Origin of the sequence: Pseudomonas sp. NY15372 (assembly GCF_048068215.1) — a bacterium.
In the GTDB taxonomy this organism is placed as follows: Bacteria; Pseudomonadota; Gammaproteobacteria; order Pseudomonadales; family Pseudomonadaceae; genus Aquipseudomonas; species Aquipseudomonas guariconensis_A.
In genome coordinates, this window is sequence record NZ_JBLUPY010000037.1 from 1 (window position 1) to 22946 (window position 22946).

22 protein-coding genes and 2 pseudogenes are annotated in these 22946 nt (G+C 63.5%); 9 read left to right on the forward strand and 15 right to left on the reverse strand.

From position 1 onward, the window contains the following. Positions 1-264: 264 nt before the first annotated feature. The 4 genes and pseudogenes from ACNFG0_RS19200 to ACNFG0_RS19215 all read right to left on the reverse strand — a co-directional run bounded on the left by ACNFG0_RS19200 (position 265) and on the right by ACNFG0_RS19215 (position 3534). Entirely contained in the window at positions 265-858 is a 594-nt protein-coding gene (locus ACNFG0_RS19200) for a tRNA-uridine aminocarboxypropyltransferase (protein WP_416766033.1), read from the reverse strand. A gap of 77 nt (positions 859-935) precedes the next feature. Continuing rightward, positions 936-1916: pseudogene (locus ACNFG0_RS19205) on the reverse strand (methyl-accepting chemotaxis protein); the annotation flags it as partial. Between the two features lie 303 nt (positions 1917-2219). Further along, positions 2220-2501 (reverse strand): annotated as a pseudogene (locus ACNFG0_RS19210) (PAS domain-containing protein); the annotation flags it as partial. Positions 2502-2640: 139 nt separating this feature from the next. Further along, positions 2641-3534, reverse strand: coding sequence for a LysR family transcriptional regulator (locus tag ACNFG0_RS19215; RefSeq protein ID WP_196145580.1), 894 nt, complete (start codon positions 3532-3534; stop codon positions 2641-2643). A 225-nt stretch (positions 3535-3759) separates the two neighbouring features. Here ACNFG0_RS19215 and speB point away from each other — a divergent pair, with 225 nt between their 5' ends. Both speB and ACNFG0_RS19225 read left to right on the forward strand, forming a co-directional pair. Continuing rightward, complete coding sequence (gene speB, locus ACNFG0_RS19220) at positions 3760-4710, forward strand: agmatinase (RefSeq protein WP_043209365.1); 951 nt, start codon at positions 3760-3762, stop codon at positions 4708-4710. Positions 4711-4956: 246 nt separating this feature from the next. Further along, positions 4957-6336 carry a sodium:solute symporter gene (locus tag ACNFG0_RS19225; protein ID WP_196156702.1) on the forward strand — a complete coding sequence of 460 codons (1380 nt, stop codon included), beginning with the start codon at positions 4957-4959 and terminating at the stop codon, positions 6334-6336. 84 nt (positions 6337-6420) lie between these two features. Here ACNFG0_RS19225 and ACNFG0_RS19230 read toward each other — a convergent pair whose 3' ends face one another. Together ACNFG0_RS19230 and ptrR are read right to left on the reverse strand one after the other, a co-directional pair. Then, positions 6421-6549, reverse strand: coding sequence for a PA1414 family protein (locus ACNFG0_RS19230; protein ID WP_256543834.1), 129 nt, complete (start codon positions 6547-6549; stop codon positions 6421-6423). A 124-nt stretch (positions 6550-6673) separates the two neighbouring features. Then, positions 6674-7567: a putrescine utilization regulator PtrR gene (gene ptrR / locus ACNFG0_RS19235; protein ID WP_196145582.1), complete on the reverse strand. Its 894-nt coding sequence runs from the start codon at positions 7565-7567 to the stop codon at positions 6674-6676. Positions 7568-7673: 106 nt separating this feature from the next. On the opposite strand from ptrR, the gene ACNFG0_RS19240 reads away from it, so the two are divergent. Continuing rightward, a complete protein-coding gene (locus tag ACNFG0_RS19240) occupies positions 7674-8843 on the forward strand; it encodes an MFS transporter (RefSeq protein ID WP_196156701.1) in 1170 nt (389 codons plus the stop codon). 71 nt (positions 8844-8914) lie between these two features. On the opposite strand, the gene ACNFG0_RS19245 is transcribed toward ACNFG0_RS19240, so the two are convergent. Together ACNFG0_RS19245 and ACNFG0_RS19250 are read right to left on the reverse strand one after the other, a co-directional pair. Continuing rightward, entirely contained in the window at positions 8915-9841 is a 927-nt protein-coding gene (locus ACNFG0_RS19245; protein WP_196156700.1) for a DMT family transporter, read from the reverse strand. Positions 9842-9946: 105 nt separating this feature from the next. Further along, positions 9947-10339 (reverse strand): transcriptional regulator, encoded by a 393-nt coding sequence (locus tag ACNFG0_RS19250; RefSeq protein ID WP_196145585.1) that lies wholly within the window; start codon positions 10337-10339, stop codon positions 9947-9949. 213 nt (positions 10340-10552) lie between these two features. On the opposite strand from ACNFG0_RS19250, the gene ACNFG0_RS19255 reads away from it, so the two are divergent. Then, complete coding sequence (locus ACNFG0_RS19255; protein ID WP_196156699.1) at positions 10553-10825, forward strand: hypothetical protein; 273 nt, start codon at positions 10553-10555, stop codon at positions 10823-10825. A gap of 117 nt (positions 10826-10942) precedes the next feature. Here the strand turns inward: ACNFG0_RS19255 and ACNFG0_RS19260 are convergent, their stop codons facing one another. Further along, complete coding sequence (locus ACNFG0_RS19260; protein WP_416766035.1) at positions 10943-12307, reverse strand: DEAD/DEAH box helicase; 1365 nt, start codon at positions 12305-12307, stop codon at positions 10943-10945. Between the two features lie 105 nt (positions 12308-12412). Between ACNFG0_RS19260 and ACNFG0_RS19265 the strand changes: the two genes are divergently transcribed. Then, a complete protein-coding gene (locus ACNFG0_RS19265) occupies positions 12413-13714 on the forward strand; it encodes a mechanosensitive ion channel family protein (protein WP_416766037.1) in 1302 nt (433 codons plus the stop codon). Positions 13715-13720: 6 nt separating this feature from the next. On the opposite strand, the gene ACNFG0_RS19270 is transcribed toward ACNFG0_RS19265, so the two are convergent. The 5 genes from ACNFG0_RS19270 to ACNFG0_RS19290 all read right to left on the reverse strand — a co-directional run bounded on the left by ACNFG0_RS19270 (position 13721) and on the right by ACNFG0_RS19290 (position 17386). After that, positions 13721-14920: a type II toxin-antitoxin system HipA family toxin gene (locus tag ACNFG0_RS19270; protein ID WP_416766039.1), complete on the reverse strand. Its 1200-nt coding sequence runs from the start codon at positions 14918-14920 to the stop codon at positions 13721-13723. Further along, on the reverse strand, positions 14917-15168 hold the full coding sequence (locus ACNFG0_RS19275) for a helix-turn-helix transcriptional regulator (protein WP_196156440.1): 252 nt from the start codon (positions 15166-15168) through the stop codon (positions 14917-14919). The genes ACNFG0_RS19270 and ACNFG0_RS19275 overlap by 4 nt, the downstream gene beginning before the upstream one ends. Before the next feature lie 68 nt (positions 15169-15236). Further along, entirely contained in the window at positions 15237-16112 is an 876-nt protein-coding gene (locus tag ACNFG0_RS19280; protein WP_196156439.1) for a carboxylate/amino acid/amine transporter, read from the reverse strand. 249 nt (positions 16113-16361) lie between these two features. Continuing rightward, the gene (locus ACNFG0_RS19285) at positions 16362-16961 is read right to left on the reverse strand and encodes an FMN-dependent NADH-azoreductase (protein WP_416766041.1); all 600 of its coding nucleotides are present in this window, start codon (positions 16959-16961) and stop codon (positions 16362-16364) included. A 110-nt stretch (positions 16962-17071) separates the two neighbouring features. Further along, positions 17072-17386, reverse strand: coding sequence for a 3-phosphoglycerate kinase (locus tag ACNFG0_RS19290; RefSeq protein WP_224456478.1), 315 nt, complete (start codon positions 17384-17386; stop codon positions 17072-17074). 48 nt (positions 17387-17434) lie between these two features. On the opposite strand from ACNFG0_RS19290, the gene ACNFG0_RS19295 reads away from it, so the two are divergent. From ACNFG0_RS19295 to ACNFG0_RS19310, 4 genes are all read left to right on the forward strand, one after another. After that, the gene (locus ACNFG0_RS19295; RefSeq protein WP_196145596.1) at positions 17435-18358 is read left to right on the forward strand and encodes a LysR family transcriptional regulator; all 924 of its coding nucleotides are present in this window, start codon (positions 17435-17437) and stop codon (positions 18356-18358) included. Positions 18359-18371: 13 nt separating this feature from the next. Beyond that, complete coding sequence (locus tag ACNFG0_RS19300) at positions 18372-19184, forward strand: alpha/beta fold hydrolase (protein WP_196156437.1); 813 nt, start codon at positions 18372-18374, stop codon at positions 19182-19184. Next, the gene (locus ACNFG0_RS19305; protein WP_416766043.1) at positions 19178-19735 is read left to right on the forward strand and encodes a peptidylprolyl isomerase; all 558 of its coding nucleotides are present in this window, start codon (positions 19178-19180) and stop codon (positions 19733-19735) included. The genes ACNFG0_RS19300 and ACNFG0_RS19305 overlap by 7 nt, the downstream gene beginning before the upstream one ends. Positions 19736-19797: 62 nt before the next feature. After that, on the forward strand, positions 19798-21630 hold the full coding sequence (locus tag ACNFG0_RS19310) for an ABC transporter ATP-binding protein (RefSeq protein ID WP_416766044.1): 1833 nt from the start codon (positions 19798-19800) through the stop codon (positions 21628-21630). Between the two features lie 87 nt (positions 21631-21717). Here the strand turns inward: ACNFG0_RS19310 and ACNFG0_RS19315 are convergent, their stop codons facing one another. Beyond that, a complete protein-coding gene (locus ACNFG0_RS19315; protein WP_416766045.1) occupies positions 21718-22845 on the reverse strand; it encodes a GNAT family N-acetyltransferase in 1128 nt (375 codons plus the stop codon). Positions 22846-22946: the final 101 nt, after the last annotated feature.

The following is a 22946-nucleotide window of genomic DNA, read 5'->3' on the forward strand; positions in this document are numbered from 1 at the left end:
TTGCTTGTGCTACGCAATAGCCCTGGCGCCGCCAAACGCGACGTCAGGAGGCCGAGTGGAAGCCTTGCGCAGGTGGGTGCCAGGCATGGATGCCTGGCAAGCGGCGCAGGGGCCGGATGCAAGAGCCAGCGTTTTTTGGTTACTTTTTGTCGCGTTTGACAAAAAGTGACCCGCCGTAAGGGCGCAAAAGTGACTCAGCGTCGATAAAGCAAATGGCTTTATCCCAAAAAACCCAAAACCAACCAGCAACCAGCAACCAGCAACCTACCGATGATTACGCTCAAACGTCTCCCGCCCCATGGCCCTGATCTGCCCCTCGATCAATGCATCGAACGGCTTCAACAGCCCATCGAAACATAACGGCGACTCCAAGACATTCAACGCCCCCACCACAGCCTCGACAGTGGACAAAGCCCCCTCCCCCGGCGCCTTGCGCAACCGATAGCGCGATGCCCCCACCTCCCCGAGCGTCACCCGCGGCAACGCCGCCAACAACGGATTCAGGTACAGCAGCTTGCGCGCCTTGCGCCAGGTACCGTCAGGCACGATCAGCAACAAAGGCAACTCGTCACCGCCTCCGTAAGCCTGCAGGACCCCAGCCCCGTCACCCGGGAACAACACCACCGGCCGATACCCAGGTATGGCCAGCAGTAACTCGAGGTCATCGAACACCTCACCCACCCGCAACTCGGCATTGACCAGCCCAAGGGCCGCCAACCGCGCGGTATTCAAGGCATGCGAAGCCTCGCTCGGGTGCTGCAGCACGACCACCCGGGTACGACTGTCGAGGCTGGGAATCAACGGGCAAAGGCAGTGGTCAAGCGGACGCAGGCAGCGTTCGCAGCGGGGTCTGGACATAAGCTTCTCCTTACCCCGCGCAGTGTGCCACAGCCTACGGGCAAAGCCTCCACATCCTTGTGGGGCTAGACGCAGCATCAGCGGTTGAAGCGCTCCGCCAGGCTGTGCAGGTATTCGGCCATGCGCTCCAGGTCCTGGCTGATCTCGGCCCCCTGCTTGGCCTGCCCCGCGCTCTCGTCGCACAGGTGCGCGATACGCACGATCTGCTGGTTGATGTCCTCGGCGACATGGCTCTGCTGCTCGGACGCCGTCGCCATCTGCTGGCTCATGCCGGTGATCCGGCTGACCGCCTGGACGATGCCCGACAATGCCTGCTGCACCGCCTCGACACTCTGCACGCTGTCACGGGAAATCTGCTCCCCGCGGTTGGCCGTGCTCACCGCGCGCTCGGCCCCCGAGCGCAGCGAAGCGATGATCTGGTGGATCTCCTCGGTGGACGCGCGGGTACGCTGGGCCAGCGAGCGCACCTCATCGGCCACCACCGCGAAACCTCGGCCCTGCTCACCGGCCCGCGCCGCCTCGATCGCGGCGTTGAGCGCCAGCAGGTTGGTCTGCTCGGCAATGGAAGTGATCACATCCACCACGCTGCCGATCGACTGGGTCTGCTCGGCCAAGGCATTGACCGCCTGGCCGATATCGTTGACCGCATCGCTCATGCTGCCCATGGCCTTGAGACTCTGCTGTGCCAGGTCGCTACCCTGCTGGGCCAGTTGGTCGGCGTCGCTGGCGGCGTGAGCGGTGCTCTGCACGTTGTGGGTGACCTGCTGGATGGTCGCTGCCATCTGCGCGATGGCCGTGGCCGACTGGTCGGTCTCGCTGCGCTGGCGATCGAGCATCTGTGCCTGGGCATCGGAAAGGCCAGCCGACTGTGCTGCCCGGGATTTGACCCCCACGCCGGCGTCCACCAAACGGGTCAAGGCGGTCTGCAAGCGCGCCTCCTCACTGATGATGGCCAGGTCCAGCTGCCCCTGCAGGCCCGGGTTGTCGCTGTAGGTCAGCGCCACCAACGGGCTGGTGAAAGCCTTGGGGTGCTCGGCCAGGGTACGGCGGATGGCTTGGTTCTGCCGATGTTCGATCCAGTACCAGGCACCGAGCATGCTCGCCATCAGCACACCCAGCGCCGCATATTGCGGCAGCCACAGATAGCCAGCCGCCGACACCAGGCCGGCACCGACCAAGGGCAGGCCATGCTGCAGCCCATGCCCCAGGCGCGCGGCCAAAGGCACGGCAGAGCGATTGCTACGCAAACGCGCATAGAGCGCCTCGGCGCGGCGGATCTGATCGCGGCTGGGCACCGAACGCACCGACTCGTAGCCACTGATGCGGCCATTCTCGTAGATGGCTGTGACATAGGCACTGACCCAGTAGTAGTCCCCGTTCTTGGCGCGGTTCTTGACAACGCCCATCCAGGGCTTGCCCTGCTTGATGGTTTCCCACATATGCCCGAACACCGAAGGCGGCATGTCCGGGTGGCGCACCAGGTTGTGTGGCTGGCCCACCAGCTCCTCATAGGTGAAACCGCTGATCGCCACGAACGCATCATTGCAATAGGTGATGCGGCTGTTCAGGTCGGTGGTGGAGATCAGCCGCTGGTCGTTGGGGAAGGTTCTTTCGTGCTCGGTGACGGGCAAATTCATGCGCATCGGGGCGGTCCTTGCATCATGTAGATGATGGGAAATTTCATCAAAGCAAATAGATATTTAGCAGAGTGCCATCACTCCAGTCGCGTGCCTTGGACGAAAATTTACACAGCCTGACGCTATGTTCTAAAAGCGACCTCGCTCAGCTGACGTTGAGCTGCGACTTGAGCAGGTCGCGGAAGGTCTGGATCAACGGTTCCCGGCTCCTGCCACGGCGAATGATCATGGAGAACGGCGCTTGGTAGCCAAAGGTGGCGGGCGACAACACCCGCAGGTCGCCCTTGTCGACCCAGGCCTGGGCATAGTGCTCGGGCAGGTAGCCGATGTAGGCGCCGGAAAGAATCAGGATCAATTGCGCCTCCATGCTTTCCACCGTTGCAGCACTGTGCTTGAACCCATGCCGGGCCAGCTCCGCCTGGCTCCAGTAGCCCCGCCCGACCATGCGCTGCTGGGTGATCACCTCTTCAGGGACCCGGCGCTCGCCGAACAACGGATGCCGATTGCTGCAGTATAGCCAGTGCTGCTCGCGGTAGAGCGGCTGATACACCAGGCCGCTCATACGCGAGGAAAACGCGCCGATGGCAAGGTCCAGGCGATTGTCCTGCACACCCAGTTGCAGCTCATAGGGGCTGGACACCGACAGGTGCAGGTGCACCGCCGGGTGCTCCTGGCTATAGGCGCCGATGGCCTCGGCCAGCGGCAGGGCCCTGTCACCGACCGTGGAATCGATCACCCCCAAATTGAGGGTGCCGCGCAGTTCGCCCTTGAGGGCCGCGGCGTACTGTTCGAAACCATCGAGTTCGGCCAGCAGGCGCAGGGTCTCCTGGTGGAACAGCTCGCCTTTGCTGGTCAGGCTGAAGCCCCCGCGACCACGGTGGCACAGGACGATGCCCAGGGCACTTTCCAGCTGGCTCATATAGGTGCTGATGGCCGAGGTGGAGAGGTTCAGCTCACGCTGGGCATTGGCGAAGCCCTGGTGGCGGACCACGCTGATGAAGATACGCAACAGTTTCAGGTCGGGCAGTGACGAGGCCATGGTGCAGCGGTTCCGCAGGCTGAGGATCGGCAGAGTCTAACCCGCCACCACGCGTTAGTTTAGAAATTCCTGAAGTAAGTATTTGCGTGTAGCGATTCCTCCCGCCCACTACCTTGCGCAGACTTGGCCGCAATGTCCCTGCCCGCCGGCGCCACCCTGCCAGCCAGGCACGCGGCGGCACAGGTTCGAACAAACAGAACAATCGACCGACTGATGAGGCCCACCGTGGAAAAGATTCTCCACCAACCACTGGGCGGCAACGAAATGCCGCGTTTCGGCGGCATCGCCACCATGCTCCGTCTTCCCCACCTGCAAAGCGCCGAAGGCCTGGACGCCGCGTTCATCGGTGTGCCGCTGGACATCGGCACCTCGCTGCGCTCGGGTACCCGCTTCGGTCCGCGGCAGATTCGCGCCGAGTCGGTGATGATCCGCCCGTACAACATGGCCACCGGCGCCGCCCCGTTCGACTCGCTGTCGGTAGCCGACATCGGTGACGTGGCCATCAACACCTTCAACCTGCTCGACGCCGTGCGCATCATCGAAGAGGCCTACGACGAGATCCTCGAGCACAACATCATCCCCCTGACCCTCGGTGGCGACCACACCATCACCCTGCCGATCCTGCGCGCTCTGCACAAGAAGCACGGCAAGATCGGCCTGGTGCATATCGACGCCCACGCCGACGTCAACGATCATATGTTCGGCGAGAAGATCGCCCACGGCACCACCTTCCGCCGTGCCGTGGAAGAAGGCCTGCTCGACTGCGACCGCGTGGTGCAGATCGGCCTGCGCGCCCAGGGCTACACCGCCGATGACTTCAACTGGAGTCGTCGCCAGGGCTTCCGCGTGGTGCAGGCCGAGGAGTGCTGGCACAAGTCGCTGGAGCCGCTGATGGCCGAAGTGCGCGAGAAGGTCGGTGGCGGCCCGGTATACCTGTCGTTCGACATCGACGGCATCGACCCGGCCTGGGCGCCAGGCACAGGTACCCCCGAGATCGGTGGCCTGACCACTATCCAGGCGATGGAGATCATCCGTGGCTGCCACGGCCTGGACCTGATCGGCTGCGACCTGGTCGAGGTCTCGCCGCCCTACGACACCACCGGCAACACCTCGCTGCTGGGCGCCAACCTGCTGTTCGAGATGCTCTGCGTGCTGCCAGGTGTGGTGCGTCGCTAAGCAAGGCTGCACATTCCCTGTAGGAGCGGGCTTGCCCCGCGATGGCGATGGCCAGACCGGCCATGCAGTCTCGGCGACCGCCATCGCGGGACAAACCGGCTCCACAAGGGCCATGCAAGCAATACCCCTGGCAGGAGCCATTCGGAAGGGCCATAGAGGCCCGCCAACACAAGACAGGACCGCCGGGCGCCGTGAATCGCCTGACCGGTCGATCTCGCCATAATAAAGATAATCGGGAGACTCCCAATGGCCTTGGACATCATCGTTGTACTGATCTATGCCGCCGGCATGCTCGGCCTAGGCTGGTATGGCATGCGGCGCGCGAAGACCCACGAAGACTACCTGGTGGCCGGGCGCAATCTCGGCCCGACCTTGTACATGGGCACCATGGCCACCACCGTGCTGGGCGGTGCCAGCACCGTCGGTACCGTGCGCCTGGGCTATGTCCACGGGATCTCCGGCTTCTGGCTCTGCGCCGCACTGGGCCTGGGCATCATTGCGCTGAACCTGTTCCTCGCCAAGCCGCTGCTGCGCCTGAAGATCTTCACCGTCACCCAGGTGCTGGAGCGCCGCTACAACCCGATGGCACGCCAGGCCAGTGCAGCCATCATGCTCGCCTATGCGCTGATGATCGCAGTCACCTCGACCCTGGCCATGGGTACCGTGCTACAGGTGCTGCTCGACGTACCGTTCTGGATGGCCCTGCTGTTCGGCGGTGGCGTGGTGGTGGTGTACTCGACCATCGGGGGCATGTGGTCCTTGACCCTGACCGACATCGTCCAGTTCATCATCAAGACCGTCGGCCTGATGTTCATCCTGCTGCCGGTGTGCCTGTACAAGGCCGGTGGCTGGGACACCCTGGTGGCCAAACTGCCGGCGGCCAGCTTCAGCTGGACCACCATCGGCTGGGACACCATCATCACCTACTTCCTGATCTACTTCTTCGGCATCCTGATCGGCCAGGACATCTGGCAGCGGGTGTTCACCGCCCGTGACGAGAAAGTCTGCCAGCGCGCCGGTACCACCGCTGGTGTCTACTGCGTACTGTACGGCCTGGCCTGCGCCCTGATCGGCATGGCCGCCCATGTGCTGATGCCGGATCTGGCCAACCCGAACAATGCCTTCGCCGAGATGATCAAGGGTCAGCTGCCCGAGGGCATCCGTGGCCTGCTGATGGCCGCGGCCCTGGCTGCGATGATGTCCACCGCCAGCGCCGGCCTGCTGGCTGCCTCGACCACCCTGACCGAGGACCTGCTGCCCAAGCTGCGTGGCGGCAAGCAATCGAGCCTGGGCATCAACCGCCTGTTCACCCTGCTCACCGGCCTGGTGGTACTGGGCATTGCCCTGGCGGTGAACGATGTGATCAGCGCCCTGACCCTGGCCTACAACCTGCTGGTGGGCGGCATGCTGATCCCACTGATCGGGGCGATCTTCTGGAAGCGCGCCACCACCGCCGGGGCGATCTCCAGCATGTCGCTGGGCTTTGCCACCGCGCTGTTCTTCATGTTCAAGGATGGTCTGGACGCCAACACGCCGATCTACTACAGCCTGGCGATCGGCTTGGTGAGCTTCGTGGTGGTCAGCCTGCTGTCGCGCCGCCCGGTGGGGGCCGTCAACCTGGCGTGAGCCTTAGCCGGCACGGCCAGGCTGGCATAAACCCGCCATGACTGAAAAGGCCGCTGCATCTTCGGATGCGGCGGCCTTTTCGTTTCAGCGGCGACGCGGTTGGCGCTTGCGCTGCTCTTCGTCGGTAGGGATCGGCACCGGCTGCAGCGGAGGTGGGAGCAAGCCCAAGGCGACAGCGAGGTCGTGGAGCCAGTTGTACATTCGGTTGTTCATAATGCCCCCTTCACGGGTCAGCCTCACGGCGATTCAATCCTGCGATGCTTCATACAGATCATAGCCCCATGTCCTGTATTACGCATGCTTCTGTTCCTACACATAAGGGCGAGTTTGACGCGGATCAAGCGCAAACGCTGCCTGCCGACGGTCGGTCAATTGTTTCCCCTTGTTGCACATCGATCCAGGCCTGCAGGTTGGCGCCACACATGCCCTGACGCCACATCAGCCAGGTGACCGCATGGTCGAAGGGTGCCTGCAGGCGGTGGGCACGAACCTGGTCACGGCCCGGCAGACTGTCGAGCATGGACTGCGCCATCAGCGCCACCCCGGCCCCGGCGATCACACAGGCCAGCATGCTCTGGTACGACTCGATCTCCATGACCCGGCCCATGGGCGTATGGTCATGGGCATACCAGGCCTCCAGGCGCATGCGATAGGAGCAGCCCTGACGGAAGGTGAACACCGCCTTGCCGGCCACGTCCCGGGCACTGCGCACCGCAGGATGCTCAGGTCGTGTGATCAGCACCAGCACCTCCTCGCACAGCGGTACACCATCCAGGCCGGCCAGGCTCGGCGGGCCATCCACCAAGGCAGCGTCCAGGCGATGCGCCAGCAGCCCTTCGAGCAACTCACCGCTGGGCGCCGCCCGCACCTGCAGGTTCACAGCTGGGTAGGCCTGGTGATAGCGGGCCAGCAAGGTCGGCAAATGAATCGCCGCGGTGCTGTACATGGTGCCGAGGGTGAAATCACCGGCCGGCTGGCCGCCCTGCACTGCGGCCACGGCCTCGTCACGCAGGGCGTGCAGGCGGTTGGCGTAATCGAGCAGAACCTTGCCCGCCGGCGACAGTTGCAGGCGCTGGCGCTCGCGCAGGAACAGCTCGACGCCCAACTGCTCCTCCAGCTGGCGCAAGCGGGTCGACAGGTTCGACGGCACCCGGTGCAAGCGTTCGGCGGCCCGGGTCACCGACCCCTCTTCGGCAACGGCCTGGAAGATACGCAGTTGGCTGAACTCCATGACTTTCTCCAAAACAGAACAACTTGATCATCATTATTCAATTTTTTTGAAAGTCAATCCGCCCTACCCTGCCCTCTATCGTTTTCACGGGTTCAGGAGTTGCCGCATGTCTCCCTTCGTACAACTGTTGGCCAGCGCCGTGGCCCTGATGATGGCCATGGGCATCGGCCGCTTCGCCCTGACCCCGCAGTTGCCGCGTCTGATCGCCGAGGGCCAGTTCGACCTGACTGCCGGCGGCCTGGTGGCAGCCGCCAACTACCTGGGCTACTTTCTCGGCGCAGTGGACGGCATGTTCGCCCGCCGACCGGCCCAGGTCCGCCTGCGCCTGCACGCCGGCCTATGGCTGTGCGTATTGCTGACCCTCGCCTCCTGGGCGGCCCACGGCTTCTGGAGCCACCTGCTGCTGCGCTTCGGGACCGGCGTGGCCAGTGCCTGGGTACTGGTGATGATCACCAGCCTCAGCCAACAACTGGCCGCCACCCACGGTCGCCCTCGCCTGGGAGCGCTGGTATTCGCTGGACCCGGCATCGGCATCGCCGTCACCGGCCTGCTCGCCCTGGGTGCCCATTTGATGGAGCAAGGGTCGGCGACGTTGTGGCTGGTCTATGCGGTAGCTGCCCTGGTGATGCTGTTGGCCGTGCTGCCCTGGTTGCCCCGGGCGCAACCAGCCACGGCGGTTGCACGCGCGCTCCACGATGGCGCCACCCAGCCGGGCATCGGGCGATTGGGGCTGGTCTATGGGCTATACGGCATCGGCTACATCCTGCCGGCGACCTTTCTGTCGCAGATGGCCAGCCAGCAATTCCACGGCCAGTGGCAGGCCGACCTGTTCTGGCCGGCGTTCGGCCTGGCGGCTGCGTTGGGGGTCGTGCTGGTCAGCGTGCGGCGCCCGGTTCGCACGTCCCGATGGTTGAGCGCGACGCTCTGGCTACAGGGCCTGGGGGTATTGGCCTGCCTGTTGGGCAACGGGTTCGGCCTGGCCTTGGGTGTGCTGCTGTGCGGCGCGCCGTTCCTGGCCTGCATGCAGTTGGTGATGCAGCGATCGCGGGAACTGGCCCCTCATGCCACCCAGCGCAACGCCGGGCTGCTCACCGCCTGCTTCGCCCTCGGCCAGCTCAGCGGACCGCTGCTGGCGGCAGTGAGCAACCATTACGGTGGGAGCCTGCAGCCTGCCCTGCTGCTTGCTGCGAGTGGGCTAGGGGTCGCGGGAGTGCTGGTGCTGGTTGGCCAGCGTCGGGGGCGGCTTCAGCCCGCTGGGCGTTGTGCTTCGGCTTGATGACGCCGGGGCTGCCTTGCAGCCCTTCGCGGTACAAGGCCGCGCCTACAGGTCCTACGCAACCGCGCTGTTCAACCGACCATCTTGCGCAATTGCTGGCGCACCCAAGGCTCGGCGCTGACGAGGATGACCCCGCACAGCACCATCACCGCGCCCAGCACGAAGTTCAGGCTGAGCGGCTCTCCCAACAACACCACACCAAAGGTCACGCCGAACAGTGGCGTAATGAAGGAGAACACCGCAAGGTTCGAAGCCAGGTACTTGCGCAGCAGCCAGAACCAGGTCAGGTAGCTGATGAACGACACCACGACGGCCTGGAACAGCACGCTGCCCACGGCCAGGGGCGTGAAGGTGACCATGCCCACCTGCCCGCTGATCGCAGCGATCAACAGCAACCCGACGAAGCCCACCAGCAGCTGGTAGAACAACGTCAGGTCGGCAGGCGCCTCCGACAACCGCGATCCGCGCACCACCACCGTGGTCGCGCCCCAGGCCAGGCCCGCCAATACACCGAAGGCATCGCCGAGCAGCACCCGGCCATCGAGCTGCTCCAGCGACACGCCACCGGCAAAGGCCATGGCGATGCCGCCGAACGACAGCAGGATGCCTAGCCACTGCAACAGCCGCAGCCGCTCGCTCGGCAACATGAAATGCAGCCCCAGGGCCGTGAACACCGGTGCGGTGTAGAGGAACACCGACATGTGCGCTGCAGAAGTCAGCTTCAGGCCCTCGGCGATGAACAAGAATTCCAGACCGAACAATACGCCGGAGAGCAAACCGGCGCGCCAGGTGCTGCCCACCATGCCCCAGCCACCTCGCCAGCACACCAGCAGCCCCACCAGTACCGCGGCGATACCGGAACGCAGCGCCGCCTGCATCACCGGGGCGATGTCGCTGGCAGCCCATTTGATCATCACCTGCTGGCTGCCCCAGATCAGGCACAGCACCAGCATCACCTGCAGGGCGAAGGCATCGGTGTTCTTGCGGACCGCGCTCATGGGCGGCCCCCTTGGCGTATCGATGGCATGGGCAAGGTCTCGACAATGGCAGACAAGCGCCGATTATCGGGGGGCAGCCTCCCCCACGCCAGTCTCAAAACGACCTCAGGCGATCTGAGCTTTTGCCGCCACCTGTTCGAACGTCGTCTCGTCCAGGGCATCGTCCTGCTCGTCGAGCACCTGGCGCGGGTGTTCGAAGCCGGGAATGCTGCTGTCGATCAGGCTGAGCAGGCGCGAGCCACGCTCGGTGAGGACAAAATTCTCGCCGTTGCCACCGTCCTCTTCCGGCCGGCTCTCGATGAAGCCGCGCTCGAAGAGGATTTTCTCGTACTCGCAGGCGCGGGTCTTGAGATGGTCCAGGTCGCCCACCGGTTGGCCGGTAGCGGCAAGCGCCGCCGCGTGCTGCTCGGCATAGGGCCGTGGCGTGAAGCTATGGCCGGCGCTGTTCTGCACTTCATGCAACAGACGCTCGACCAGGTCCCAGTCGTAGGTGCTCATGGAGGTGGCCTCCTGCTGTGAACGGTTGGGGTACACAGCATGGGACCGGGAGGGGTATCGGGTGTTCCAAGCGAATCAGCGATCGCGCTGATGGGTTTGCCTATATTGGCGAAGGCGCAGGTTGCTGAAGAGAAGAGTGCCGACCGGCAATCGATCTGAACTTCCAGGCGGCGGGCCTTTCAACCGGGTAAATCCCTGCTGGAGATCGAACGGATGAAACGGTTACTGCCCCTCGCCTGTGCCAGCGCACTGTTGTACGCCTTGCCCAGCTGGGCGTGCACACCGGAGGAAGCCACCCAGAAACGTGAGGAACTGGCCGGGCTGGTCACCCAGTTGACCGAGCAGGATCCGCAAAAAGCCAAGGAGATCAACGAGGAACTGCAGGGCATGGACCTGGGCACGGCCAGCAAGGACCTGCCTGACAAATGCCAGTTGATCGACACGCGGATCAAGGAATTGAAAGAAGCGGAGAAAAAGGCGGACTAGCAATAGAGGAGGCCGCTACGCGCCCCATCACGGGCAAGCCCCACAGGTTCACAGCGCTCTCAAGGGCTGCGCTATACCTGTAGGAGCGTGCTTGCCCCGCGATGAGTCCTTAGGTGCTTACTCAGCCTTTGGCGCGCGCTTCTTCAGCGGCGCCATGCCATCGGCACTGGCCAGGGGCGCCTTGGCCTTGGGCTTGGCAGCCGGCTTGCGTTTGGCGGTAGCCCCCTTCTTCTCGGCGGACTTCTTCTCGACCTTTTTCTTCTTGGTACCAGCCGCCTTGCCCGAAGCCTTGACCTTCTTCGGCCCGTTGTAGGTGCCCTTGACCTCCTTGATGACCCGGCGCTCGAACTGCTGCTTGAGGTAGCGCTCGATGCTCGACATCAGGTTCCAGTCGTTGTGGCAGATCAACGAGATCGCCAGGCCTTCGGCGCCAGCACGGCCGGTACGGCCGATGCGGTGCACGTACTCATCGCCGCTGCGCGGCATGTCGAAGTTGATCACCAGGTCCAGGCCGTCGATGTCCAGGCCGCGGGCGGCCACGTCGGTGGCTACCAGCACCTTGGAGCCGCCCTGCTTGAAGCGGTCGATGGCCAACTTGCGGTCCTTCTGGTCCTTTTCGCCGTGCAGCACGAAGGCCTTCACGTCCTTGGCCACCAGGTGCCCGTAAATGCGGTCGGCCAAGGCCCGGGTATTGGTGAAGATGATCGCCTTCTGGTAGGTCTCGTTGGCCAGCAGCCACTGGACGATCTGCTCTTTGTGCTGGTCATGGTCGGCGGTGATGATCTGCTGGCGGGTGCCTTCGGACAACTGCGAGACACTGTTGAGCATCAGATGCTCGGGGTCCTTGAGCACCTTGCCGATGATGTCGCGCAGCGCCGCGCCACCGGTGGTGGCCGAGAACAGCAGGGTCTGCTCGCGGTTCTCGCACTCCTTGCACAGGCGCTCCATGTCTTCGGCAAAGCCCATGTCGAGCATGCGGTCGGCTTCGTCCAGCACCAGTACCTGGACGTGGGAGAGGTCCAGGTTGCCGGCATTCAGGTGCTCCAGCAGGCGGCCCGGGGTGCCGATCAGAATGTCCGGGACCTTGCGCAGCAGTGCGGCCTGTTCCTTGAAGTCCTCGCCGCCGGTGACCAGCCCGGACTTCACGTAGGTGAACTGGGAAAAGCACTGCACTTCCTTGAGGGTCTGCTGGGCCAGCTCGCGGGTCGGCAGCAGGATCAGCGCCCGGATCTCCACGCGGCGCTGGCGCAGGTCGACCAGGCGGTTGAGCAGCGGCAACACGAAGGCGGCGGTCTTGCCGCTGCCGGTCTGCGCGGTCACCCGCAGGTCACGCCCTTGCAGGGCCAGGGGAATGGCCGCCGCCTGCACCGGGGTCGGCTCGACAAAGTTCAGCTCGGCCACGGCTTTGAGCAGGCGTTCGTGCAGGGCGAATTGGGAAAACACGGGTGTACCTCGGGCAGTCGCTGGAAATTCAAGTTGCATAGGGTAACGTTTTCCGTGACGGACGCCGAATTTCTTTTGGCACCTTGGCGCCAATCCGCGTTCTAATGGGCCTTCGTTTTCGCAATACAGACCCGTCTAACTCTCATGGATATCCAACGACTCTGGAAAGACGCCCTCGACCTCTGGGGCACCCTCGACCAACACCCCATCCTGCACGCCGCCCTGGGCCTTGCCGTGCTACTGGTCATCTCCCTGCTCATCGGCCGCCTGGCCCGCTTCATGGTGCTGCACGCCAGCCGCCTGCTGGCCCGCCAACAACCGCTCAAGTGGCTTGACGACCTGCGCCACAACAAGGTCTTCCACCGCCTAGCCCAGACCACGCCCTCCCTGGTGATCCAGTTCGGCCTGAAGCTCGTGCCGGAACTGGGCGAAACCGCCCAGCACTTCCTTGGCAACGTGGCCCTGGCCTTCACTCTGCTGTTCATGACCATGGCCCTTTCCTGCCTGCTCGATGCCCTGCTGGACATCTATGCCCGCACCGAGCACGCCCGCACGCGCTCGATCAAGGGCTACGTGCAACTGGCCAAGATGATGCTGTGGATCTTCGCCGCCATCGTCATCGTCGCCACCCTCATCGACCGCTCGCCGCTGTTGCTGCTCTCCGGCCTGGGTGCCATGTCGGCGGTGCTGCTGTTGGTCTACAAGGACACCTTGCTGTCGTTCGTCGCCAGCGTGCAATTGACCAGCAACGACATGCTGCACGTCGGCGACTGGATCGAGATGCCCCAGGTCGGCGCCGATGGCGACGTGGTGGACATCACCCTGCACACGGTCAAGGTGCAGAACTTCGACAAGACCATCGTTTCCATCCCCACCTGGCGCCTGATGAGCGAGTCGTTCCGTAACTGGCGCGGCATGCAGCAGTCCGGCGGGCGGCGCATCAAGCGCAGCCTGTTCATCGACGCCGCCGGCGTGCGTTTCCTCACCGCACAAGAAGAACAGCGCCTGAGTCAGGTCCGCCTGCTGGGCGACTACCTGAAACAAAAGCGCCAGGAACTGAGCAACTGGAACGAAGCCCTGGGGCCGGTGGCCGAGCTTGCCGCCAACCGCCGCAAGCTGACCAATATCGGCACCTTCCGCGCCTTCGCCCTGGCCTACTTGAAGAACCACCCCGACGTACAGCAAGGCATGACCTGCATGGTCCGTCAAATGCAGACCACCGCCGAAGGCGTACCACTGGAGATCTACTGCTTCACCACCACCACGGCGTGGGCCGAGTACGAGCGCATCCAGGGCGATATCTTCGACTACCTGCTGGCAGTGTTGCCGGAGTTCGGCCTGAGCCTGTACCAGCAACCCAGCGGCAATGACATGCGTATCGGGCTTGCCGCCAGGCCCCTGGCAGCTCACGAGCCGCAACGGTTGAGCGAGCTGAGCGAGGCCTAGCCGTTTTCAACCGAAGGTCATCTCGAAAGGCTGCGCGCTCTTTCTGATGGCCTGGGCAACTTCAGGTGCCCGCTCCACCAGCGCCTGCTGGTGGAGCAATGTTCCCTCTACGGCCTGAAGGATTTCACGTATCCGTCCACATGGATCTTCGACACGGCAACGTTTGCCGAATTCGAGCAAGTAAAGGCGGGATGCGAACAGGGATTTCTGGTTGTTCAATGCGAGCGCCAAGGCATCATCCGGCAGATAAGCCGTGGTGTTGACGATGTCATAGGCTGGAGCCAGCACAGCATCGTTGGCATCTGGCGTGCTATAGAGCAACCCGAAGTTCTTCAGGTGGGCATCGCCATTGCCAACGATGCAACTCAACGCAACGATATCGAACAACCTGTGCAAGCTCTCGACCTGCATATCCACTGCCCCAAAGACCTCGATGGCCTTGGCGATCTGCTCATAGCTCTTGCTGTACTTCTGCTCGGTCCCCACCCCCATGAGCACTGCCATGTCTTCGAAGCCCAGCGGGTTCAGCTCGGCGTCCCGGTCGAACCGCCGCATGACGAACATCTTCATGTCCTTCGACAAATAGAAGGACGGCGTCGAGATACCCGCAGCGCTGGCAATCGACATGCATAAGTACTCATTGATGGCCAGATGGGGGAAAGCGTCCCGCCCACTTTTTATTATCAGTTCCGAAGTAAGCGCGGTGGCCTTGCGCGGCGTATCGACCAACTCTGGAACCAGCACCTTCGGCTGAACACCTGAAATGCCGGAGCGCAGAATGTACCGATGCACCAATTCACTGAACAGGTCCTGTGCGCCATCCCAAGCCAGAATTTCCTCCAACCGCTCGCCCTTGGCTCGAGGCACCTGCTGGTCCAACAACCGTTCTACCTCCGGAGCGCTCACCGACACCCGGCCAACCGGCGAATTGCTGCCGGAAATAGCCAGCAACAGCATAGGGTCGACCTTGACCAACTTCGCCAGCCTGAACTTCAACTGCTCGAGCAAATAGCCTTCTGGCAGGTTCATCTGAAACAACGGATGCAATTCGCGCTGGAAATAGTCCGGGCGCCTCGGCGGCATGGTCAGGCTGATGCAGCGAGAGGGCTCGATGCCGTCGTATCGAAAAACATAGTCACCGGCCATTTCCCGGAAAACTCGACCGCTTGGCCCAAGCGGCGTGGAGACCTGCAATTCTGCATTCACGCGAAGACATCCCCGAGTTCATCGAGCGTGGGCATTCGCCTGGGAACAACCTCCAGCTCACACCCCAACGCACTCAAGGCTCGACAGTAATAGGACATCGCGACGGTAAGCGAACCCTTTTCAATTTCACCAAGTTTCTGCCGGGTGATACCGATACGTTGGGCAAGCTCGACCTTGGACCATCCGCGATGTTTGCGCAGGGCTTCAACGCTGCGTCCGACTCGCTCAGCAATCAGGACATCGCTCATGTCACGCAAACCTTACAAATAATTAAAAATGTAATGTAATCATAACAGCGAGGCGCTTCCACCGTTCATTAGGTCCGGCTGCCCAACGGTAGGCGTCGGCGGCTACCCAACCGACTCATCCACACCGAGCCGAGGATGATCATTCCGCCCACGAACAATCGTCCCAGCGGCTCGTCCTGGTTCCAGATCAGCAGGTTCAGCAGCAAGCCCACCGGCACGTGCAGGTTGTTCATCACCGCCAACGTGGCGCCTGGGACCAGGCACGCGCCTTTGTTCCACCAGTACAGCCCCAACGCTGTCGGGACCAGCCCCAGGAACAGCAGCACCAGCCATTGTGTGTCAGTGCTCGGCAGGTGCTGGGCATTGCCGAATAGCAGGAAGGCCGGCAGCACGATGATCAGCGCGCCCAGGTAGAAGTAGCCGAAGCGCCGGTAGTGCGGCAGGTCGCTGGGGTGCCTGGCCACCAGGTGACGGTACAGCACCTGGCCTGCGGCATAGGTGAAATTGGCCAGTTGAAGCAACAGGAAGCCCATGAAGAACTCGCCGCTGATGCTGTCGAAACGGATCACTGCGGCACCGGCCACGGCCACCAGGGCAGCCAGCAGCGCCCAGGCGTTGAAGCGGCGGTTCAGGGCGTCTTCGATCAGGGTCACGTGCAACGGCGTAAGAATGGTGAACAGCAATACCTCCGGCACCGTCAGCACGCGGAAGCTCAGGTACAGGCAAACGTAGGTGATGCCGTACTGCAATGCCCCGATCAGCAGCATCGAGCGCATGAAGCGCGGCTCCACCTGGCGCCAGCGGGTCAGCGGCAGGAACACCAGCAAGGCCAGCACCACGCGCGCCAGCACCGCGAAGTAGCTGTCGACGTTGCCGGCCAGGTAGACGCCGATCAGGTTGAAGGAATACGCCTGGATCAGCGCGACGATTATCAGGTAGCCCATGGTTGCCTCTCAAGGATCGAGGCGGGGACCTTAGCGGGTTGACCTCGAGCTATTCAACCATGAGGAACGTAGGGGCAGTGCCGACCAGGCTTTCAGGCGCGATTTGATTGTGCGGATTGTAGGAGCGGCAGCGCGGGCCCATTTGGCCTCTACCAAGGCAACCACTACCCATAAAAAAACCCGGCCATCAGGCCGGGCAGGTACACCCAAAGGAGCAACAGGTGTCAGGGGTTGGGAATGCGTCGCGCGTCAGGCCACCGCGGCCAACTTGGCCTTGGCCTGGTTCAGGCCTTTCTCGTGGAAGTCGCCGCTCATGTTCAAGCCTTCGGCATGGATGAAGTCCACCTCATGGATACCAATGAACGCCATGACCTGTCGCAGGTAGGGTTCCTGATGGTCACTGGCGGCACCGGCGTGGATGCCGCCCCGGGCCGTCAGGACGATGGCGCGCTTGCCGGTCAGCAGGCCCTGCGGGCCAGTCGGGGTGTACTTGAAGGTGATGCCAGCGCGCAGCACGTGATCCAGCCAGGCCTTGAGAGTGCTGGGGATGGTGAAGTTGTACATCGGCGCAGCCATCACCAGCACATCGGCCTCGAGCAATTCCTCGGTCAGCTCGTTGGAGCGCACCAGCGCATCCACTTCGGCGGCGCTGCGCTGCTCCTCAGGCTTCATCCAGCCGCCGAGCAGGTTGGCATCCAGGTGCGGCACAGGGTTCAACGCCAGGTCGCGCAGATTGATCTCGTCACCCGGATGGGCCGCTTGCCACTGCTTGATGAAATCCTGAGTCAGTTGGCGGGAAACGGAATCCTGCTGGCGGGCGCTGCTTTCGATGATCAGTACGCGGGACATGGGAGCCTCCATCGGCGAACAAAGGGTTGCGATTCGATGGAGGTGAGATTAAAACTTGACCTATCGATAAAAAAGCGTAAATAGTGGGTGAAATCTATCGACTATTCCGTTCATTCGACTTTGCAGTTCACCGCGATGCGCAGCTTGATGATCTGCCGGTTGAACTTGGCGGTGACGTCCACGCTTTGGCCCGCCGGCACGTTCACCCGGCGTACCCGTGGGGCCTCGGGGCCATTGCGGAAGGTCACCTTGCAGGCCGCAGGCACTTGCCCGTAATTGTTCAGGGTGATGCTGCCGATGTCATAGGCCGTGTCGTAGGTGGTGTAGTCCAGCTTGACCCCGGCCAGTTCCTTCTCCACCTCAATGGGGTAGGCCATGGCCCCTAGGGGCAGGCACAGCAGCAATGCCGCACAACATTTCTTCATTGGGCGCTCTCCTTGGAAGAGCGCAGCTTAGGACAACAGGAGCCGAAGATGAAAGCGCCACGCGTAACCCTGGATCAGTGGCGAACCCTCCAGGCGGTGGTCGACCATGGCGGGTTCGCCCAGGCCGCCGAAGCCCTGCACCGCTCGCAGTCGTCGGTCAGCTATACCGTGGCGCGCATGCAGGAGCAACTGGGCGTGCCGCTGCTGCGCATCGACGGGCGCAAGGCGGTGTTGACCGAAGCCGGTAACGTGCTGCTGCGCCGTTCGCGCCACTTGGTCAAACAGGCCAGCCAGCTCGAGGACCTGGCCCATCACATGGAGCAAGGCTGGGAGGCAGAAGTACGCGTGGTGGTCGATGCCGCCTACCCCAGCGCCCGCCTGGTCCGGGCGTTGAGCGCCTTCATGCCGCAAAGCCGCGGTTGCCGGGTACGCCTGCGCGAGGAGGTACTCTCCGGCGTCGAGGAGGTGCTGCACGAGGGCATTGCCGACCTCGCCATCAGCAGCTACAGCATCGGTGGCTACCTGGGAGCCGAACTGAGTTCGGTGGAGTTCATCGCCGTCGCCCATCCCGAGCACAGCCTGCACCGCCTGGGCCGTGAAATCACCTTCCAGGACCTGGAAAGCCAGTTGCAGGTGGTGATTCGCGACTCCGGCCGCGCTCAGCCGCGCGATGTCGGCTGGCTCGGCGCCGAGCAGCGCTGGACGGTCGGCAGCCTGGGCACCGCCGCCACCTTCGTCAGCAGCGGCCTGGGCTTTGCCTGGCTGCCCCGGCACATGATCGAGCGCGAGCTGCGCGAAGGCCTGCTCAAGCCGCTGCCGCTGGACCAGGGTGGCAGCCGCCACCCACTGTTCTACCTTTACTCGAACAAGGACAAGACCTTGGGTCCGGCCACGCAGATCCTCATCGAGCTGCTGCGCAATTTCGACACAGCGCCATTGGACGTGCCCTTCGCAGCCCCCCCGCAAGCCTGAGAGGACCGCGCCCATGGCCTATTTCGAGCACGAAGGATGCACGCTGCACTACGAGGAATACGGCCAGGGCGAACCCCTGGTATTGCTGCACGGCCTGGGTTCCAGCTGCCAGGACTGGGAGTTCCAGGTTCCCGTACTGAGCCGCCATTACCGGGTCATCCTGATGGACATCCGCGGCCACGGCCGCTCCGACAAGCCCCGCGACGGCTACCAGATCGCGACCTTCAGCGCCGACCTGCTGGCCCTGCTGGAGCACCTGCAGACCGGCCCGGTGCACTTCGTGGGCCTGTCCATGGGCGGCATGGTGGGTTTTCAGTTCGCCGTCGACCACCCCGCCTGGCTGCGCAGCCTGTGCATCGTCAACAGCGCCCCCCAGGTCCGGCGCAATTCCCTCGCCCATTGGGTCTGGTGGATCAAGCGCTGGAGCCTGGCGCGCATCCTCAGTGTCGAGACGGTCGGCAAGGGCCTGGCCGAGCGGCTGTTCCCCAAGCCGGAACAAACCGAACTGCGCCACACGATGGCCCAGCGCTGGGCGCGCAACGACAAGCGCGCCTACTTGCGCAGCTTCGATGCCATCGTCGACTGGGGCGTGCAGGCGCGCATCGGGCAGATCCAGTGCCCGACCCTGGTGATCGCCGCCGACCACGATTACACCCCGATACAACTCAAGGAGCGCTATGTCGCCCTGATGCCACAGGCGACACTGGCAGTCATCGCCGATTCCCGGCACGCTACCCCCCTCGACCAACCCGAGGTCTTCAACCAGACCCTGCTGCACTTCCTCGCAGCGGCTTCCACTTCTCAAGGATCTTTGAGCCCATGCTGAAAAAACTTCTGCTCACCGCCTGCTCGGTCGCCTTCGCCACCAGCGTCATGGCTTCGGACAAGACCCCTCACGTCCTGCTGGACACCAGCTTCGGCCAGGTCGAGATCGAGCTGAACGCCGAAAAGGCGCCGATCAGCACGAAGAATTTCCTCGAATACGTCGACAGCGGTTTCTACAACAACACCATCTTCCACCGCGTGATCCCAGGTTTCATGGCCCAGGGTGGCGGTTTCACCGACCAAATGGTGCAAAAGCCAACCCGCGACCCGATCCGCAACGAGGCCAGCAACGGCCTGGCCAATACCCGCGGCACCCTGGCCATGGCGCGTACCTCCGACCCGAACTCGGCTACCAGCCAGTTCTTCATCAACGTGGCCGACAACGATTTCCTCAACCCGGGCCGCGACCGTGGCTACGCGGTGTTCGGCAAGGTGACCAAGGGCATGGAGGTGGTCGACCAGATCGTCAACTCGCCTACCACCATCAAGCGAGGCATGCGCGACGTACCGGCGGACCCGGTGTACATCAAGTCCGCCAAACGCATCGACTGATCGCAGGTCTCACAAGGATGTGAACCCGCCTGAAGGTCGGATGGAACAGGAGTGTGTCCACCATGTTGTACCGCCGTTTCGAGCAGTTGATCGACATCTTCCGCGAGGCGCCCAGCGAGGCGCCGCCAAGTCAGGTGTGGCCGTTCTACCTGTATTACCTGCGCCAGGTCTGGCCCAGTTTCATCGCTCTGCTGGTGGTCGGCCTGGTGGCCGCGCTGATCGAGGTGGCCATGTTCAGCTACCTGAGCCGGATCATCGACCTGGCCCAGGCCACGCCGGGCACCGAGTTCTTCAGCCGGCACAGTGGCGAGCTGGCCTGGATGCTGGTGGTGGTCCTGGTGTTGCGGCCAGTGTTCTTCGGCCTGCACGACCTGCTGGTGCACCAGACCATCAGCCCGGGCATGACCAGCCTGATCCGCTGGCAGAACCATACCTACGTGCTCAAGCAGAGCCTGAACTTCTTCCAGAGCGATTTCGCCGGGCGCATCGCCCAGCGCATCATGCAAACCGGCAACTCCCTGCGCGACTCGGCGGTGCAGGCGGTGGACGCGCTCTGGCATGTACTCATCTATGCCATCAGCTCGCTGGTGCTGTTCGCCGAGGCCGATTGGCGGCTGATGTTGCCGTTGCTGGCCTGGATCGCCTGCTACATCGCCGCGCTCTACTATTTCGTTCCCCGGGTCAAGGAACGCTCGGTGATTTCCTCCGACGCCCGCTCCAAGCTGATGGGGCGCATCGTCGACGGCTATACCAACATCGCCACCCTCAAGCTGTTCGCCCACACCGACCATGAACAGCAGTATGCCCGCGAGGCGATCAGCGAGCAGACCGAGAAGACCCAACTGGCCTCGCGGGTGGTCACCAGCATGGACGTGGTCATCACTGGCCTCAACGGTCTGCTGGTGGTGGGCACCACGGGCCTGGCGCTGTGGCTGTGGAGCCAATCGCTGATCACCGTCGGCGCCATCGCCCTGGCCACCGGCCTGGTGATCCGCATCATCAACATGTCCGGCTGGATCATGTGGGTGGTCAACGGCATCTTCGAGAACATCGGCATGGTCCAGGATGGCCTGCAGACCATCGCCCAACCGGTCAGCGTCACCGACAAGCCCGGCGCCCCGGCGCTGCAGGTCAGCCGTGGCGCGGTGCACTTCGACCATGTGGGCTTTCATTACGGCAAGGGCAGCAAGGTCATCGATGGGCTGGAGCTGAACATCCGCCCCGGCGAGAAGATCGGCCTGATCGGCCCTTCCGGCGCCGGCAAGTCGACCCTGGTCAACCTGTTGCTGCGCCTGTACGACGTGGACAGCGGGCGTATCCTCATCGACGGCCAGGACATCGCCGAGGTCAACCAGGCCAGCCTGCGCGCCCAGATCGGCATGATCACCCAGGATACCTCGCTGCTGCACCGCTCGATCCGCGACAACCTCCTGTATGGCCGACCGAATGCCAGCGAGGCGGAAGTCTGGGAGGCCGTGCGCCGGGCCCGGGCCGACGAATTCATCCCGCAGCTCTCCGACGCCCAGGGACGCACCGGGTTCGATGCCCATGTGGGCGAACGCGGCGTCAAGCTCTCCGGTGGTCAGCGCCAGCGCATCGCCATTGCCCGGGTGCTGCTCAAGAACGCGCCAATCCTGATCATGGACGAAGCCACCTCAGCGCTGGATTCGGAAGTCGAGGCAGCGATCCAGGAAAGCCTGGAGACCTTGATGCAAGGCAAGACGGTGATCGCCATCGCCCACCGCCTGTCCACCATTGCCCGCATGGACCGGCTGGTGGTGCTGGACAAAGGGCATATCGTCGAAAGCGGCACCCATGCCCAGTTGCTGGCCGAGCGCGGGTTGTATGCGCGGTTGTGGCACCATCAGACCGGTGGGTTCGTCGGGGTGGATTGAGCCGGGTACGGGGCCGCTTTGCGGCCCTTTCGCGGCACAAGGCCGCTCCTACAGGGTCCGGTGGCTCTCCCCCGCGATAAGCCCAGCTCACGCCTTGCGGTAAGGCAACATCTCCCGCGCCTGCTCGGCATAGGCCTTCACCCCCGCCCGCTCCTGCTCGAGGAAATCCCCCACCGCCCGCCGCAGCCCCGGGTGCAACAAGTAGTGCCACGAGCGTGTCAGCACCGGCTCGAACCCACGGATCAACTTGTGCTCCCCTTGGGCCCCGGCATCGAACCGTTGCAGCCCTTCGCCGATGGCGAACGCCATGCCCTGGTAGAAGCAGGTCTCGAAATGCAAACGATCGAACTCGTCCAGGCACCCCCAGTAGCGCCCGTAGAGGCTGTCACCGCCCACCAGGCTCAGGGCCATGGCCACCTCACGCCCCTGCTGACGGGCCACCACCACCCGCACCGCCTCGGGCATGCGCTCGGCCAGCAGGCTGAAGAATTCGCGGGTCAAATAGGGCGTGCGGCGCCGCACCGCATAGGTGTTGGCATAGCACAGGTAGACGAAGTCCCACTGCGCCTCGCTCAGTTCCTCGCCGCGCAGCCAGCGGAAGTCGATCCCCTGCCCGGCCACCTGTTCACGCTCCTTGCGCATCTGCTTGCGCTTGCGAGAGCTCAGGGTATCGAGGAAATCCTGAAAGTCGCGGTAGCCGCGGTTGTGCCAGTGGAACTGGCAACCCAGGCGCTCCATCCACCCTGGCAAGCCAGCGATGCGCTCGTCGAGCGTGCTGTCGGTGAAATTGATGTGCGCGCCGGAGAGCTCGCCCTTGCCCAGGTACTCAGGAATGGCCTGCAGCATGAGCAACCCATCCGCAGGCTCGGCCGCCAGCAGGCGCGGGCCGCTCACCGGGCTGAACGGCACCGCGCCGAGCAGCTTGGGGTAATAGCGAATGCCCGCGCGTTCGCAGGCATCGGCCCAGCCGTGATCGAACACGTACTCACCGAACGAGTGCCACTTGCGGTAGGCCGGCAGCACTGCGCGCACCTGCCCATCGCGTTCCAACACCAGATGCTCGGCCGCCCAGCCGGTTGCGGGGGCGACGCTGCCGCTGTCCTCCAGGGCACTGAGAAAGGCATGGCGCAGGAACGGCTGGCCGGGAGGCACCAGGGCGTCCCAAGTCGCCGCCGGCAGATCGCGCAGATGGGCAAGGCTGTACAGGCTGGTCACGATGTCGACTCACAGGCCAGGAAGTGGTCAGTATCCCCAAGTGGGTCGCGACACTCAAATGAACGCGCACGACTCAACCTCACTTAACCGCAGTGCCATCA